Origin of the sequence: Psychrobacillus sp. NPDC058041, from assembly GCF_042885655.1 — a bacterium.
Classification (GTDB): domain Bacteria; phylum Bacillota; class Bacilli; order Bacillales_A; family Planococcaceae; genus Psychrobacillus.
This window is the reverse complement of sequence record NZ_JBHVRO010000003.1, coordinates 120,700-136,212: the sequence shown is the minus strand read 5'-3', so window position 1 is coordinate 136,212 and position 15,513 is coordinate 120,700. Positions and strand designations below refer to the sequence as shown.

Below are 15,513 nucleotides of genomic sequence, written 5' to 3'. Positions count from 1 at the left end.
AGACTTAAATTTCTCCAATTGGTTTCACTGCTTCCAGTATTTATTTAAATTATTGATTAGGTATAGAGAATTTTCTGTTTTTTTAACTACCGTATAATTAAGAAAGGAGAGTAGAATAAAAGGAAAATTTAATCTCTCTCCTCACCTAACTTTAAAAGATAAACAAGAAAAGGTTTTCCTGAGTTCATACTCCAGGAAAACCTATTTCTTATTCCTCAAATGGCCATTTCGGTAGCATATGAGAGAGTGTTTTATCTTCTCGATAGCCAAGAACATATTCCGCTTGCATAATTGTATGGATTTCTCTTGTTCCTTCGTATATCACTGGAGCTTTGGAATTGCGCAAATATCTTGCCACTGGATATTCGTCTGAATAGCCATAAGCACCGTGTATTTGTACTGCATCATCAGCAGCCTTGTTGGCAAAGTCACATGCCTGCCATTTTGCTAGAGACGTTTCTCGTGTATTGCGAACTCCTTTATTTTTCAATTCACCGACTCGGTAAACGAGTAATCGGCTCATTTGAAGACCAGCCTCCATTTTCGCAATCATCTGCTGAACAAGTTGGTGTTTTCCTATTTCTTTACCGAATGTTTCTCGTTCATGACAGTATTTCACACTTGCCTCTAGGCAAGCTAATGAAAGACCTACCGCCCCAGCAGCCACAGTGAATCGACCATTATCTAGTGCCGCCATAGCTATTTTAAAACCTTCTCCTTCTTTTCCAAGAAGGTTTTCTTTAGGCACTCGCATATTTTCAAAAAATATTTCACCCGTATTTCCAGATTTAATGCCATACTTCCCTTTTATCGCTTTTGAAGAGAATCCTTCCATTGTACGTTCTACAATAAATGCACTGATTCCGTGATGTTTTTTCGATTTGTCTGTATAAGCAAACACAAGGAAATGATCAGCAGCATCACATAGTGAAATCCAAGTTTTTTGCCCAGTAATCACATAATCTTCACCATCAAGCTCGGCCACTGTCGACATAGCAGCCACGTCGGATCCTGCTCCTGGTTCCGTTAAGCCAAAAGCTCCAATCTTCTCTCCCTTTGCTTGGGGTATTAAATATTTTTGTTTCTGTTCTTCTGTTCCCCATTGCATAAGTGTCATTGAGTTTAGTCCGGTATGCACAGAAACTGCTGTACGAAAAGCAGTGTCTCCTCTTTCAAGCTCCTCACATACAATCGCTAAGGCATTATAGTCCATACCACTTCCACCATATTTTTCAGGTACACAAACACCCATCAAACCAAGGTCAGCTAATTGTTTCCATATACCTTTATCAAATGCACCTTGTTCTTCCCATTTAGCGATATGAGGAATAATCTCATTATCTACAAATTGACGAACTGTTTTACGAAGCAGTTTCTGTTCCTCTGTAAATTCAAAATTCATACGTTGACACCTCTCATAACTGACTCCACAATATTTACTCCTCGAGCTGCCATTTCTTTAATATATAATTCTCCAGGAACTATGAGTTCTGGTGGGAATACACCTCGTTTGGAGATGACATTATTACCAATCATTTGTGCTACAACTGAAATGGTGTTAGCTGTTGCTCTTGCCATTGCTGTTGTACCAGAAAGCTTGTCTTTTTTTGTCGCCAATTCGTAATTATACGTAGTGTTCTCACCGTCTTTAATACCTGTTACAATCACTCTCAATAAAACTACGTCTTCTTTATCACCAAGTAATAATTGAGGTGTCAATACTTCTTTTATGACATCACGAGCTTTAACCATATTTCCATTTACATTTACTATTGTATTTTTATTTGTTAGTCCTAAATCGACAAGCAATTTAAACTTTTCAGCGTGCCCTTTGTAACGAATCGTTTTGTACTCTAACGTATCAATATTCGGAAAGGATTTCGTTAAGGTAGATGTACCACCAGCGGTATGGAATGCCTCTAATTCACCATACTCTTCAAAATAAATAGGTTCAATTTCTGATAAAGATTTCACTTCTTGTAATTTCCCGCCTCGTATAACATGGGAAGGATCGGTATAATGGTCAAACACTCCTTCTAAAGAGAAGACAATATTATATCCAAATATCCCTTCCGGAACGGCTGGAATTCCACCTACATATAAATGAATACCAGAAACATTATCTAATTTACTTGCCCCGTAACCCGCTAGAATATTAATCATTCCAGGTGCCACTCCTAAATCTGGGATAAGGGTAACACCTTTATCCTTCGCTCTTTTATCGAGTGACAGCACTGAGTCTGTTGCTCCTCCTATATGCCCCCCTAAATCGATGGAATGCACGCCAGCTTCCACGGCAAGCCTAGCAACCTTTTCATTAAACGTATAAAATAAAGCATTTATAACAACATCTACTTTTCGCATTATTTGTAGTATATTTTCATCATCATTTGCATCTAATCTTATTACTTCTACCTTCGAATTTTGTAACCTCTCTTTAAACAAATTAGCTTGTCCCACATCTAAATCACATAATAAAACTTTTTCCACGTTTGGGCTTAATACTAAATCACGAGCTGCTTCTTTCCCCATTAATCCTGCTCCTAATACAGCAACCTTCATGTTGTCATCCCCCTATTATTCTGTGTCTATTTGTGCACGTTGCAATTTCCCACTAAAATCTACGTAAATGCTCTTCCATTCGGTATATACATCAAGTGCTGCTACTCCACTATCACGATGTCCATTTCCTGTTCCTTTCGTCCCTCCGAAAGGTAAATGAATTTCTGCTCCTGTTGTACCTGCGTTAACATAAACAATTCCTGTATCCAAATCCCGTTGAGCACGGAAAATTTTATTTACGTCCCTTGAAAAAATAGAACTTGAAAGTCCGAATTTCACACCGTTGTTTACCTCTATTGCTTCCTCTAAAGAACCTACCTCTATTAGTGAAACTACAGGTCCAAAAATCTCTTCCTGCGCAATTCGCATCTTTGGCGTCACATCTGTAAATAGGGTTGGAGCATAATAATTCCCTCCTGCAAGCTTCCCTTCCTCTAATATTTCTCCACCAACAAGTAATTTTGCGCCTTCATCTTGTCCAATCTTTGTGTAAGAATGAATTTTTTCCAATGCGTTTTTATTAATTACAGGTCCTATCTTTACCGATTCGTCCAGACCATCTCCAATTGTTAGCTGTTCCATTTGAGTTAGAAGTAAATTCTCTAACTCTTTCTTTACATCTTTATGCACGATTACACGACTACATGCGGTACAACGCTGACCAGCTGTTCCAAACGCACTCCATAAAATCCCCTCAACTGCAAGAGACAAATCTGCATCGTCCATTACAATTACTGCATTTTTCCCACCCATTTCGAGTGATACTTTCTTTAAATGTCGACCGCCAAGTTCCGCCACTTTGCGACCTGTTTCTGTTGAACCGGTGAAAGAAATAACTTTTACGTCGGGATGCTCAATCATAGCTGTTCCAACTTCTGAACCAGAGCCAAATACAACGTTTGCAACGCCAGCTGGCAATCCCGCTTCCTGAAAGATTTTCGCCATTTCATATGCCATCATTGGTGTTTCTGTTGCCGGCTTCCAAATGAATGTATTTCCTGCAACTATAGCCGGGAATGACTTCCATGTAGCAATTGCAACAGGAAAATTCCAAGGAGTGATTAAACCAACTACTCCAATAGGTGCTCGAACACTCATAGCAAATTTATCGGCAAGCTCTGAAGGTGTTGTTTCTCCGAATAAACGACGTCCTTCTCCTGCCATGTAAAATGCCATGTCAATTCCTTCTTGCACCTCTCCACGGCCTTCTTCAATGACTTTACCCATTTCTTTTGTTAACACTTGCGCTAAGTGTTCCTTCTTTTCTTTCATCAGTCTACCAATTTCATATAAGTAATCTGCCCGTTTTGGTGCCGGTACTAGTGCCCATTTCTTTTGCGCTTTCACTGCAGCAGCAACCGCTTGATCTACGTCGTTTTTTGTTGACATCCGAACTTCCGCCAAATGTTGACCATTCGCAGGATTTACAACAGCTGTGTAATCTACTTCTCCTACTTCTTGCCAATTACCATCGATAAAATTAGTTAATTTCATTTCCCTACCTCTTTTCTATATAGGTGAAAACGTTTCCATTTTAAATACATTCTCTATTTATTTGATAAATTCCTTCAAAAAAATTGAAAAATATGAATTTTCAACTTGAAACTTTTTATTACTTTTCTCGTATTATTAAATAAATATTAATTAGGGAGGAAAATATACATGAATAATCATGAAATTGATTTCAAATTATATGGAGATGATATGCAGTTTGTAGAGATTGAATTAGACCCAGGAGAAACTGTAGTTGCTGAAGCAGGTAGCTTAATGATGATGGAAGATGACATTACTATGGAAACCATTTTTGGTGACGGCTCAAGTTCATTTGATAATGGAATAATGGGCAAATTAATAGGGGCAGGCAAACGTATGTTAACAGGCGAAAGTTTATTTATGACTACATTTACGAATGCAGGTAATGGAAAAAAACATGCTTACTTTGCCTCTCCATATCCCGGAAAAATAATTCCTATAGATTTAAGTGAATATCGCGGTAAAATTATTTGTCAAAAAGAAGCTTTTTTAGCTGCAGCGAAGGGTGTTTCTGTTGGAATCGAATTTCAACGTAAGTTAGGAACTGGTTTTTTTGGTGGAGAAGGATTCATCATGCAAAAGCTTGAAGGAGACGGTCTTGCTTTTATTCATGCGGGAGGAACGATTCATAAAAAAGAACTTCAGCCTGGTGAGGTTTTAAGGGTAGACACTGGTTGTTTAGTAGCGATGACTTCTGACGTAGATTATAATATCGAAATGGTTAAAGGAGTGAAAACTGCTCTTTTTGGAGGAGAAGGTTTGTTTTTCGCTACTCTTCGTGGACCAGGTACTGTATGGATTCAATCGTTACCATTTAGCCGTTTAGCGAGCCGTGTTTTTGCAGCTGCTCCGCAAACACTAGGTCGAGGCTCAAAGGATGAAGGAAGTATCGCTGGTGGAATATTTGATCTTTTAGGAGGAAAATAAATAGTTATTATGAGCCATTCTTTATTTACTTCTTAAGAATAACCGGGCTTTCCGCTTTGGCGGAGCTTTTCGCGGACATGGCTTCATTCTCCTAGGCCAACAGGATGTTGGTCATGAATGCGTTGCCCCAGGGAAGAGGCGTCTTTAGCCTTCCTTCCCTTTCTTGCGTTAATGCGGAGCCATCTGCTCATGCACCTGCCGCTTCGCTTTCGGCGCAGAAAACATCTGCTAATCCCGATGAAGTCGCCACATCCCCTCCAATCAACTAGTATGTATGGAACGATTTATCATTGCTTAGTAAGATAGATGACATGGAGCTTCTACGGCATGATATTGCCACCAAAAAATATCTGCCCATATCCTGATGTTATATGCCCTTTAACTTTCGCTGTACCCCTAAGCAGTCACTATCTCCCCTTTAACTTTGGTTATCTGCCCATATCTTGCCTGCTCCGCAAAGGAACCAGTTGTTCATGGCCATAAAATTAAAAATTTATATACTTTCTGTAAAAAACTCTTTTATTCTACTTTATTCCGCAAATTGTTTATAAAGAATCGACCTCCTCTTCATATACTAGTGGAAGAACATTTTTCTATGAAAATATTGTTCTTAAGTATGGGAAAGGAGGTGTTAGCAATGAAAGCTTCTTTAGGTATGTGGATTGGCTGGATTGGGATTGTATTAGCAGTTGTGGGGTTCTTTTATTATCCTATGATACTTGGTGGTGGTGCGGTAGTCTTGGGATTAGTTGGTTTAACTTCCCCACAAAAATTCCTAGCTTGGATTTCTATAGTACTTGGAGCAATTGCATTCTTCCTTCCGATGCTCCAATAGCTACATGTTGACTAATAAATCTGCGGCATGTTCGGCGCATTTACCGCACATGCCTTTTTTACATTTCAAGCCTTACTAAAGGACAACCATCTGCCTTGACTATTTATTACTTCATCTCCTTGTATTATTATCCATCCCATGATAAACTATTTTAAATTTAACATTTAGAAAATTTAATATTTTATTTCTTATCAAGAGAGACGGAGGGATTGGCCCGAAGATGTCTCAGCAACCAGCCAATAATGGTGTGGTGCTAATTCCAATAGACGGACATCGTCTTGAAGATAAGAAGACTAACTTCAGTATTTTTTTGAGGATTCTCTTCTTATTAGAGAATCCTCTTTTTATTTGGAGAAATATCAGCTCCTTTACTCCTGCGTGAAGCTTAAAAGGGCCACCAAGAGGCCTACGTATTTCTTATTTTAATTGAAGAGGATGAATATTATATGTCAAAAAATAGTTTAGAAACCCAACTAGCTCAATTAGGGAACCACAGTGATTTGATAACAGGTGCTGTTAATCCGCCAATATACTTGTCAACTGCTTACATCCATGGTGGTCTTGGCCAGTCGACAGGATTTGATTATACACGTACTAAAAATCCTACTCGCGCTATTTTAGAAGAAGGTATCGCTAAATTAGAAAGTGGAGATGCAGGTTTTGCCTGTAGCTCGGGTATGGCTGCAATTCAATTAGTACTATCTCTTTTCCGTTCTGGTGACGAATTGATTGCTCCAGAAGACCTTTACGGGGGAACGTACCGACTATTTAATCAGTACTCAGATTCTTACAATATTCATACTACATATGCAAAGTTTTCATCCGTAGATGAAGTAAAATCACTTATTACCGAGAACACAAAAGCAATCTTTATTGAAACACCGACAAATCCTTTAATGCAGGAGATCGATATTCAGAAATATGCGGAATTAGCTAAAGAGCATCAATTACTATTAATTGTGGACAATACATTTTTAACTCCTTACTTACAACGCCCTATTGAGCTTGGTGCACATATTGTCATTCATAGTGGAACCAAATATATTGGAGGTCATAATGACGTGCTTGCTGGTCTTGTTGTAGCAAAAGGGACAGAATTAAGTGAAAAATTACATGCAAATCATAATGCATCTGGCGCAGTGCTTTCCCCATTCGATTCATGGCTACTAATCAGAGGATTAAAGACACTTCATTTACGAATGAACCAGCATGATGTAAATGCGAAAAAGATAGTAGAATTTTTGCAAAACGAATCTGCAGTAAAGAATGTACTCTATCCTGGAAAAGGCGGAATGCTTTCTTTCCGCTTACAAAAAAGCGAGTGGGTAGGTCCTTTCCTTGAAAAACTTCAATTAATTGTTTTCGCAGAAAGTCTTGGTGGAGTGGAAAGTTTCATTACATATCCCGCTACTCAAACGCATGCAGATATACCGGAAGAAGAGCGCAATGCCCGTGGTGTAGATAATAGCCTTTTACGTTTCTCAGTTGGTGTTGAAGAAGTAGAGGACTTAATCGCAGACTTGAGACAAGTATTTAATGAACTAGAAAGTGATGTGAGTGAATAATGACCTACCCAAACGAACAGTTAGAAACTAGTTTAATAACGACTTCTACAAGAGGTTGGTCAGAGAGAAAAATTGGTGCAGTCAATGTTCCTATTTATTTGTCTTCCACTTTCCACCAAGGAAATTTTGATGAATTTGGGCCATATGATTATAGCCGTTCCAGTAATCCAACAAGAGATGCTTTAGAACGAACTATTGCAGAGTTAGAAGGCGGAACTCGCGGATTTGCATTTGCTTCCGGAATTGCAGCAATTTCTTCTGCATTCATGCTTCTCTCTTCAGGTGATCATATTGTCATTACAGAAGATGTATATGGTGGAACTTTTCGATTTGTAACGGAAGTATTGCCTCGTTTTGGAATTGAACATACTTTTGCAGATTTTACAGATGTAAAATCCGTTACAAATGCTATTCGTTCAAATACAAAATTATTATATATTGAAACACCATCGAATCCCTGTCTTGGAATCACAGATATTGCCAGCATTGTAGCGCTTGCTAAAAGGAATGATTGTCTTACTTTTTTGGACAATACTTTTATGACTCCACTTTATCAACGTCCGCTCGATCTTGGTGTAGATGTAGTCCTACATAGTGCTACCAAGTTTTTATCAGGTCATAGTGATATTATCGCAGGGCTTGCTGTAACGAAAGATGAAGAACTGGGAAAACGATTAGCCTTCATTCAAAACTCGTTCGGAGCAGTTTTAGGTGCTCAAGATTCTTTTTCTTTAATTCAAGGAATTAAAACTTTAGGTGTACGATTTGAAAAATCCTCAGAATCTGCACAGAAAATCGCTACCTATTTAATGCAACACTCCTTAGTAGAAGAAGTTTTTTATCCCGGTTTATCTACACATCCTGGTTACGATATTCATGTGAAGCAAGCGAGCAACCCAGGAGCTGTTCTTTCATTCCGATTACCTAATCGGACAGTTGCCAAAGTATTTGTAGAAAACGTAAAAATTCCTGTTTTTGCTGTAAGTCTTGGTGGTGTTGAATCCATTCTATCTCACCCTGCCCAAATGTCACATGCGGCTATGCCGAAAGAAGAACGTGAAAAACGAGGAATTACCGATGGACTACTCCGATTTTCCGTCGGATTAGAGAATGTAGATGATTTGATTGCAGACTTCGAGCAAGCATTCACTATAGCAGAAAAAGAGAAAGTGATAACTTAACGAATTGACTTACCTAGCAACCTCTTTTATGAAGGAAGGAAATTTATTAACAGGAGAAGATAAGTTGGTTAAAATCCGTCATGTATTGCGGGTGATATTGAGGAATGAGTCTGTTTTTATGAGAAGTTGTGAATAGGATTGGAATTATTGTACATTAAAAGTTGTTAAATGATGGATCGCAACCAATTATGTTACCCTCTCCTTTACTTTTATTGCAACGTAATATGCTACACAAATAATAGTAAAAGACCTCTTCTCTTTGTCAATTAGACAACGAAAAGAGGCCATATTCATCAATTTTATTTATAATCCTAAGTTCTTCGCAATAATTACTTTCATAATTTCATTTGTTCCAGCGTATATGGATGCGACGGGAATATCTCTATATCTCCTGGCGATTTTGTACTCTTCCATATAACCGTATCCACCATGTAATTGCATACACTCTATGGAAACTTCACGAGCAGTTTCTGTCAGCCAATATTTTGCCATCGACACTTTCGTGACAACATCTTTCCCATTAAGATGGTCTTCAATAAGTGACTCAAGAAATGATTTTCCAAGCTCTACTTTTGTCGCCATTTCCGCTATTTTAAATTGTGTATTTTGAAAAGTTGATATGGACTTCCCAAAAGCTTTACGCGATTTTACATATTCTATTGTTGTTTCAAGCATATCCTCCGATGCAATTTGCGCTGCAAGGGCAACAACTAGTCTTTCTTGTTGCAGCTTTTCCATTAAATAGCCGAATCCATGGCCCTCTACGCCTATTAAATTTAAGACAGGAACACGACAATTTTCAAAATACAATTCTGCTGTGTCTTGTGCATGGAGTCCAACTTTGGCAAGCTTTCTTCCCTTTGTGAAACCGGGTGTACCTTCCTCTACCATTATTAAACTAATTCCTTTATGCTTTGGTTCTATACTCGAATCCGTTTTTACGACAACGAGAAATAGATTTCCATTAATACCATTTGTAATGAATGTCTTTTGGCCATTCAACACATAATAATCACCATCGCGGATAGCGGACGCTTTAATATTGGCTAAATCAGAACCGGTACCTGGTTCTGTCATGGCAATTGCTGTAATGATATCGCCAGTCACACAACTTGGGAGCCACCTTTGCTTCTGTTCTTTTGAGCAAAACGATTCAATATACGGTACAACAATATCATTGTGCAAGCTTACTCCAACTAAACTAGTTCCTACTCTTTCTAATTCCTCAGAAATGATCACATTGAAACTAAAATCTAAACCCAAACCGCCATATTTCTCTTCTACTTGAGGACAAAGGAATCCCATCTCCGCAAGCTTCTTCCAAAAAGAAATAGGAATGATTCTTTCTTTTTCCCATGTATGATAATAAGGTACTGCTTCTTTTTGAAGAAATTTCTGAAGCGAATCTCGAAACATCTCATGCTCATCTGTTTCAAATCTATACCTTCCCAATGTCTATCACTCCTATTCTATTCGTTCAATTATAGTAGTGTTCGCCATTCCCATTCCTTCACATATAGCAAGCAATCCATATCGACCACCTATATGTTCTAGTCTATTCATCAACGTAACAAATAATTTCGTTCCGGTTGCACCCACCCCAGTGGATGACCAAGTGCAATTGCTCCCCCTCTCTAACTAATGTTGATAGTACTTTAAAGAATTAAATAATACCTCGGATTTCCGTTTTAGGTGGACGCGTTCGTTGTGATGGCCCATCTGTCTCACTCATCCTTTCACTACAATCTATTAAGTGAGTAGTACCTAACAAGAAAAAATGCCAAGATGAACAAAAATTCACCTTGGCATTCTTAAATTTCAAATAGTTTTTATTAACGGATTTTACTTTATCTTTTGTAAATAATACGTTTCCTCTCTAGCCATATGATCTGCCATTAGAGGGGTAAAGGTCCCTAATGCTTCTTTTTTAATTCTCATTTCTTCCAATTCCTTTAAGAACACTTTAAAAATCGTCATTTCCAATTCAATATCATTATGGAATTTATCTAATGCTGGAAATCTCTCTACATTCGCACGTAAAAAACCTGCTAGTTCAACTGCTTTTAAATAGAAATCTTCCCAGTCTTTCATAAATTGCTGTCCTTGGTCTTTCAGTTTTCTTTCTACTATGTCTAAATTTGCATCAATAGCAACCGCATGACCCGCCGCATCAAGCAGCCAAAGCAAATCATGATGTAAAGGATGTATTATTGGAACTTCCTGACCTTGTTCTAAGTAGGTAAATACACGGATAGCCTCTTCCACTTCGTTCACCATATGATTGATAAAGGATGGCGATAAGGATATTTTAATATCCCCAATTAAATGATCTTTTATGAGATACAACTTAAACACACGGATTTCTTCACTCGCTAATTTTGCCTGCTTGACTAACAAAATAAGTTCATCTGTATTTAATGGCTGTTTTGAGGTCATTAATAATTGATCAAAGAGATTAGTAAAAGAATTTGCAGCTTCAATTTTTTCCGTTTCATTAGGAGCTAATGAATCATGAATAAATCTTCCATGATCTCCTAACACTTGCAACCAAAAATGAAGTTCATACAATGCGGATTCCTGAAATGTTTTTTCCAGTAAAACCCCTCCTTTTCCCCCTCTAAAAATATATGCATTCACCTATAAATTTGTGAATGGGATAGGCGATTGCATTATACATTTGGAATTGTATTTGGTTTTATTTATCCGCTAACATTTTTTTATTTTGATTTATATCAATCCTTAATTACTTAAACAGGTTGTCCACTTAGTCTCATTTGTGCCCATCCTTCATAGGATAGTCTGAAGGAGTGATTTCATTTGGAGCCATCATTATATCGAGGAAGTTATTACCCTTTTGTGTCACCATTAGACCCTTGCCCCCCTATTTTAGTTAAGCATTTTGTTTTACCACCTCAACTCTTTACGAATTTTCAAACTCCTGGTCTACCGCAAAATTCTCCAGAAGAAGCACTATGGCAAGGTTCTCTTTGGCCACAATTTGTGGATGGATTTTCGCGAGAGGAAGGAATTTCATGAATGAATTTGAAGAAAGACTAGACTTGTTAAAAAAAGTACAACAAATGGACTTTGTAGTAGTTGAGTTAACTTTATACACAGATACTCACCAAGATGATTTAGACGCTTTAGAACAATGGAGAGAAGCAATAAAAGAGGCGGCAAGGGTACGCAAACATTATGAAAGTAAATTTGGACCTTTATCATTAATGTCTGCCCCTTCCAGACAAGCAATTGATGTAGGCTGGCGCTGGAATCAAACACCATGGCCATGGCAACTATGAGAAAGGAGAAAGGTAATGTGGGTTTATGAAAAAAAACTGCTCTACCCGGTAGAGGTTACCACCTGTAATCCTATGCTAGCAAGATACATTATGGAACAATACGGTGGTGCGGACGGAGAACTTGCTGCTGCTCTACGATATATGAATCAACGCTATACTGTTCCTGATAAAGTAATTGGCCTTCTAACAGATATATCGACAGAAGAATTTTCACACTTAGAAATGTTGGCAACTATGATTTATAAGTTAACGAAAGATGCTACACCAGAACAATTAGAAAAAGCAGGCTTAGGAGCCCATTTTGTCAACCACGGACATTCCCTATTCTATTCAAATGCTGGTGGTGTTCCTTTTACCTCCACATATATTCAGTCAAAAGGCGACCCCATTGCCGATCTTTACGAGGACATAGCTGCTGAAGAAAAAGCCCGTGCAACCTATCAATGGTTAATAGACATCTCCGATGACCCTGGTATAAACGATGCATTAAGATTTTTAAGAGAAAGAGAAAATATTCACTCCCTCCGATTCCGCGAAGCAGTCGAACTATTAAAAGACGAAAGAGACCGCAAAAAAATCTTCTAAACGAACCCCCAAAAATAATCCATAAAAAAATCGCATAAACATTACAAAAGTGTTACCGGTGCCAGGCACCAGTAACACTTTTGTAATAAAAAACGCTTGGTAAGGTGATTATTCCCTATACCGAGCGTTTTATTTATTTTTTTGTTAGATTATTACTTCCCCAAAAAACTATATGCACGATACTTAAAGTAATTTGGTTTTAAAAATACTTTTTCAAAATAATATTAGTATATTTCATAGCTCATCGGTGAACAATATTTCTAAGTTAAAAAGTAAAAAAAGCCTTCCGCCAAAATAGTAAGGTAAGGAGGAATCAATCATGAAGTCTTTAAGTATAAAAATCGGAGTATTTCTTATCATATTTTTTTGTATAGCCTACGCTTCTTCTGCAATGGATAAAGGGAGACCTTATTATGAAAAGAAGGGATATGTTCTTTGGGGTATTAATACAGAGGAAAAAGTCATTGCTCTCACATTCGATGACGGGCCCCATTCTGTCTACACTCCACAAATACTGGATTTACTTGAAGAATACGATGCAAAAGCAACGTTCTTTGTCATTGGTGAAAGGGCATTAACCTATCCAGACCTCATTCTTCAAATAGGCTATGGCGGCCATGAAATAGCTAACCATACTTATACCCACCCTTATAAAATTACACCTGAAGAGCTCAAAGAAGAATTAAAAAAGACAAATGAAATAATCTACGATATTACTGGTACTTATCCTTTATATTACCGCCCTGTTGGGGGTACTTACAATGATCGCATTATTAATACTGCTGTACAAAACGGTTACAAAGTTGTTATGTGGTCGTGGCATCAAGATACCGAAGACTGGAAAACACCAGGAGTTAAAAAAATCGTATCAAGAGTAGTATCTGGGGCTAAACCAGGTGATATTGTATTATTTCATGATGCAGGCGGAGATCGTTCACAAACAGTTAAAGCTCTAGAAGAGATTCTTCCAGAACTTAAAAAGCAAGGATACAAATTTGTAACAGTATCTGAATTATTAGAAATAAATAATTTGAGCATAAAAAAATAGTAGAATAAACCATTAGTTGGTCTATCCTACTATTTTTTAACGCTAACGTATAAAAAACTTGATAATCGACTCTTAAGTATTAAAACCTATTTAAATCGATGAATTAATTCGCTTAAGGAATGCGCTACTTTTTGAAGTTCGCCACTCATTTCTTCCAATGAACCCATTGCAATTGTTTGGTTTTCTGTTGAGCTTGCTACTTCCATTGTTTGATTAGTAGCATCACTTGCAAACCCTTTAATATTTTCAAATGCCGCTAGAATTTCCTCAGAACCTGCTGACATTTCTTCCGTAATAGCAGAGGTATCTTGAATCTCTAAATTTATTTGACTAATTGTACTTACAACATGTTCAAGCATTTCTCCAATTTTTTGGACTGCTTCCGTTCCTTCTGTAACTTTGGTAGATGTTGCAGCCATCACATGACTAACATCATTAGTAATTTGTTCAAAGTTATCAATAAGTGTTCTAATTTCTTCTGCTGAATTCCTGGATTGTTCGGCTAATTTCTTTACTTCATCTGCTACTACCGCAAACCCTTTTCCTGACTCACCTGCGCGTGCTGCTTCAATTGCAGCATTTAATGCAAGTAAATTGGTTTGTTCAGCTATGTCTGTCATAACATTTGTTATTTCCTGAATTTGTTTGGATTGGCTACCTAGCTCCTCTACTTTTCCTCCAGTTTGATGGACCATTTTTTGAACATCTCTGATTTGCTCCACGACTTTCTTCGATTCTTCATGACCATCTCTAATGAAGATGGTTACGTCATTGGATGTATTGGACATTTCATTTCCAGAGTCAGCAATTTTTTGAATTCCTATGGACATCTGTTCTAGTGCAGTAACAGATTCTTCACTATGATGTAATGATTTTGTACTTCCCGCCGCTAATTCAGCCATATTTTTATTAATTGTCCGGTTAGTATCCATTGTTTTTTCAATGGTCTCAAAGAGTTGAGTTGATGATGATAAAACTTGTGAAGAATGACTATTCATCACATTCATGACCGAGCTCAATTGCTCATGAGAAGCAATAAACGATTTTGCCAATGCAGATATTTCATTTTCTGAGCGAAACTTTATTCCACTAACTTTTTTGGCAGCTAAACTCCATTTCCCTTCTGCAAAGTCTCCCAAAGCATCACTTACAACAGTAAGAGGAGCCAACGTTCTTTTTGTATATAAATAAAATATGGTTGTAAGAACAAGAATAATGACAAGGAATATTACCGCAACAAGTGGAATAGTAGTTTTAAGAAGATTGCTCTGAATTCCTGCGACTTTTTCAGCATCAATATCAACCGCCAAAATCCCCACAATATCACCTTTACTGTCTCTAATTGGAGAAAATGCCGATAAGTATCTTCCAAACTCAGGATCATTAATAACTTTCGTACTTACCGAATTTCCTTGTAAAACAGGGCTTACATCTTCAAAAGTTGTTCCAGTCGTTTTCTGTCCAATAGTTGCTGCACCTTCTGCTCCTTTTGGATACCCATCAATCATTATTTCAACCGAATTTGCATCAGCTTTTAACGTATATAGATAAAGTATACCTGTGCTATCCAATTCATTAACAAACTCATTTCTTAACTCCCAATATGTATCACTTTCCACTGGTTCATCCATAAACTTCTTGTATTTATCTCCGTCTACTCTGCTAGCCAAATAATCAGCAGTTGTTACCGCCTGACTTCTAATAGAGTCTTCAACCGTTCTAAGTGTACTAAAAGTAAACAATGCTGAAACTGCTACAAACAAACATAACATGACCATAATAAGAATTAATGACATCTTTGTACTTAATGATTTTCTCCTCATCCTACTAACCCTTCTCTCTAGAGATTCCCCAAATAATTCACCAAATAAATATCTACAGTTTATTATCGGCAAATATTGTATATTTTTTGAGTTATCAAAATAAAATACTTTTTTAACTTCAATTACACCTAAGAAAAACCGAGCAAAAAGACGCC

14 protein-coding genes, 1 pseudogene and 1 riboswitch are annotated in these 15,513 nt (G+C 37.4%); of the genes and pseudogenes, 8 read left to right on the top strand and 7 right to left on the bottom strand.

Annotated features, from left to right (window positions below; genetic code table 11):
• Nucleotides 1-208: 208 nt before the first annotated feature.
• The 3 genes from ACFVR1_RS05790 to ACFVR1_RS05780 are packed head-to-tail and all read right to left on the bottom strand — an operon-like array spanning nt 209 to nt 4,056.
• Nucleotides 209-1,402, bottom strand: a complete 1,194-nt coding sequence (locus ACFVR1_RS05790; RefSeq protein ID WP_387581564.1) for an acyl-CoA dehydrogenase family protein — start codon at nt 1,400-1,402, stop codon at nt 209-211.
• Entirely contained in the window at nt 1,399-2,562 is a 1,164-nt protein-coding gene (locus ACFVR1_RS05785) for a saccharopine dehydrogenase family protein (protein WP_387581562.1), read from the bottom strand. The genes ACFVR1_RS05790 and ACFVR1_RS05785 overlap by 4 nt, the downstream gene beginning before the upstream one ends.
• Before the next feature lie 15 nt (nt 2,563-2,577).
• Nucleotides 2,578-4,056 (bottom strand): aldehyde dehydrogenase family protein, encoded by a 1,479-nt coding sequence (locus ACFVR1_RS05780; protein WP_387581560.1) that lies wholly within the window; start codon nt 4,054-4,056, stop codon nt 2,578-2,580.
• Between the two features lie 168 nt (nt 4,057-4,224).
• Here ACFVR1_RS05780 and ACFVR1_RS05775 point away from each other — a divergent pair, with 168 nt between their 5' ends.
• The 4 genes from ACFVR1_RS05775 to metC all read left to right on the top strand — a co-directional run bounded on the left by ACFVR1_RS05775 (nt 4,225) and on the right by metC (nt 8,603).
• Entirely contained in the window at nt 4,225-5,022 is a 798-nt protein-coding gene (locus ACFVR1_RS05775; RefSeq protein ID WP_387581557.1) for a TIGR00266 family protein, read from the top strand.
• A 637-nt stretch (nt 5,023-5,659) separates the two neighbouring features.
• Nucleotides 5,660-5,857 carry a hypothetical protein gene (locus ACFVR1_RS05770; protein WP_387581555.1) on the top strand — a complete coding sequence of 66 codons (198 nt, stop codon included), beginning with the start codon at nt 5,660-5,662 and terminating at the stop codon, nt 5,855-5,857.
• Nucleotides 5,858-6,042: 185 nt separating this feature from the next.
• A riboswitch (SAM riboswitch) is annotated at nt 6,043-6,148 on the top strand.
• 155 nt (nt 6,149-6,303) lie between these two features.
• Nucleotides 6,304-7,422, top strand: coding sequence for a methionine biosynthesis PLP-dependent protein (locus tag ACFVR1_RS05765; RefSeq protein ID WP_387581552.1), 1,119 nt, complete (start codon nt 6,304-6,306; stop codon nt 7,420-7,422).
• On the top strand, nt 7,422-8,603 hold the full coding sequence (metC, locus tag ACFVR1_RS05760) for a cystathionine beta-lyase (protein ID WP_387581549.1): 1,182 nt from the start codon (nt 7,422-7,424) through the stop codon (nt 8,601-8,603). Before ACFVR1_RS05765 ends, metC begins: the two co-directional genes overlap by 1 nt.
• Nucleotides 8,604-8,906: 303 nt before the next feature.
• On the opposite strand, the gene ACFVR1_RS05755 is transcribed toward metC, so the two are convergent.
• The 3 genes and pseudogenes from ACFVR1_RS05755 to ACFVR1_RS05745 all read right to left on the bottom strand — a co-directional run bounded on the left by ACFVR1_RS05755 (nt 8,907) and on the right by ACFVR1_RS05745 (nt 11,171).
• A complete protein-coding gene (locus ACFVR1_RS05755) occupies nt 8,907-10,055 on the bottom strand; it encodes an acyl-CoA dehydrogenase family protein (RefSeq protein WP_387581546.1) in 1,149 nt (382 codons plus the stop codon).
• 12 nt (nt 10,056-10,067) lie between these two features.
• Nucleotides 10,068-10,234: pseudogene (locus ACFVR1_RS05750) on the bottom strand (steroid 3-ketoacyl-CoA thiolase); the annotation flags it as partial.
• Between the two features lie 211 nt (nt 10,235-10,445).
• Nucleotides 10,446-11,171 carry a DUF2935 domain-containing protein gene (locus ACFVR1_RS05745; protein ID WP_387581543.1) on the bottom strand — a complete coding sequence of 242 codons (726 nt, stop codon included), beginning with the start codon at nt 11,169-11,171 and terminating at the stop codon, nt 10,446-10,448.
• Between the two features lie 249 nt (nt 11,172-11,420).
• Here ACFVR1_RS05745 and ACFVR1_RS05740 point away from each other — a divergent pair, with 249 nt between their 5' ends.
• The 4 genes from ACFVR1_RS05740 to ACFVR1_RS05725 all read left to right on the top strand — a co-directional run bounded on the left by ACFVR1_RS05740 (nt 11,421) and on the right by ACFVR1_RS05725 (nt 13,535).
• Nucleotides 11,421-11,639: a hypothetical protein gene (locus tag ACFVR1_RS05740; RefSeq protein WP_387581541.1), complete on the top strand. Its 219-nt coding sequence runs from the start codon at nt 11,421-11,423 to the stop codon at nt 11,637-11,639.
• Entirely contained in the window at nt 11,636-11,902 is a 267-nt protein-coding gene (locus ACFVR1_RS05735) for a spore coat protein CotJB (RefSeq protein ID WP_387581539.1), read from the top strand. The genes ACFVR1_RS05740 and ACFVR1_RS05735 overlap by 4 nt, the downstream gene beginning before the upstream one ends.
• Before the next feature lie 15 nt (nt 11,903-11,917).
• Nucleotides 11,918-12,487, top strand: coding sequence for a manganese catalase family protein (locus ACFVR1_RS05730; RefSeq protein WP_387581537.1), 570 nt, complete (start codon nt 11,918-11,920; stop codon nt 12,485-12,487).
• Nucleotides 12,488-12,806: 319 nt separating this feature from the next.
• A complete protein-coding gene (locus tag ACFVR1_RS05725) occupies nt 12,807-13,535 on the top strand; it encodes a polysaccharide deacetylase family protein (protein WP_387581534.1) in 729 nt (242 codons plus the stop codon).
• Between the two features lie 86 nt (nt 13,536-13,621).
• Here the strand turns inward: ACFVR1_RS05725 and ACFVR1_RS05720 are convergent, their stop codons facing one another.
• Nucleotides 13,622-15,358 carry a methyl-accepting chemotaxis protein gene (locus ACFVR1_RS05720; RefSeq protein WP_387581532.1) on the bottom strand — a complete coding sequence of 579 codons (1,737 nt, stop codon included), beginning with the start codon at nt 15,356-15,358 and terminating at the stop codon, nt 13,622-13,624.
• Nucleotides 15,359-15,513 lie beyond the last annotated feature (155 nt).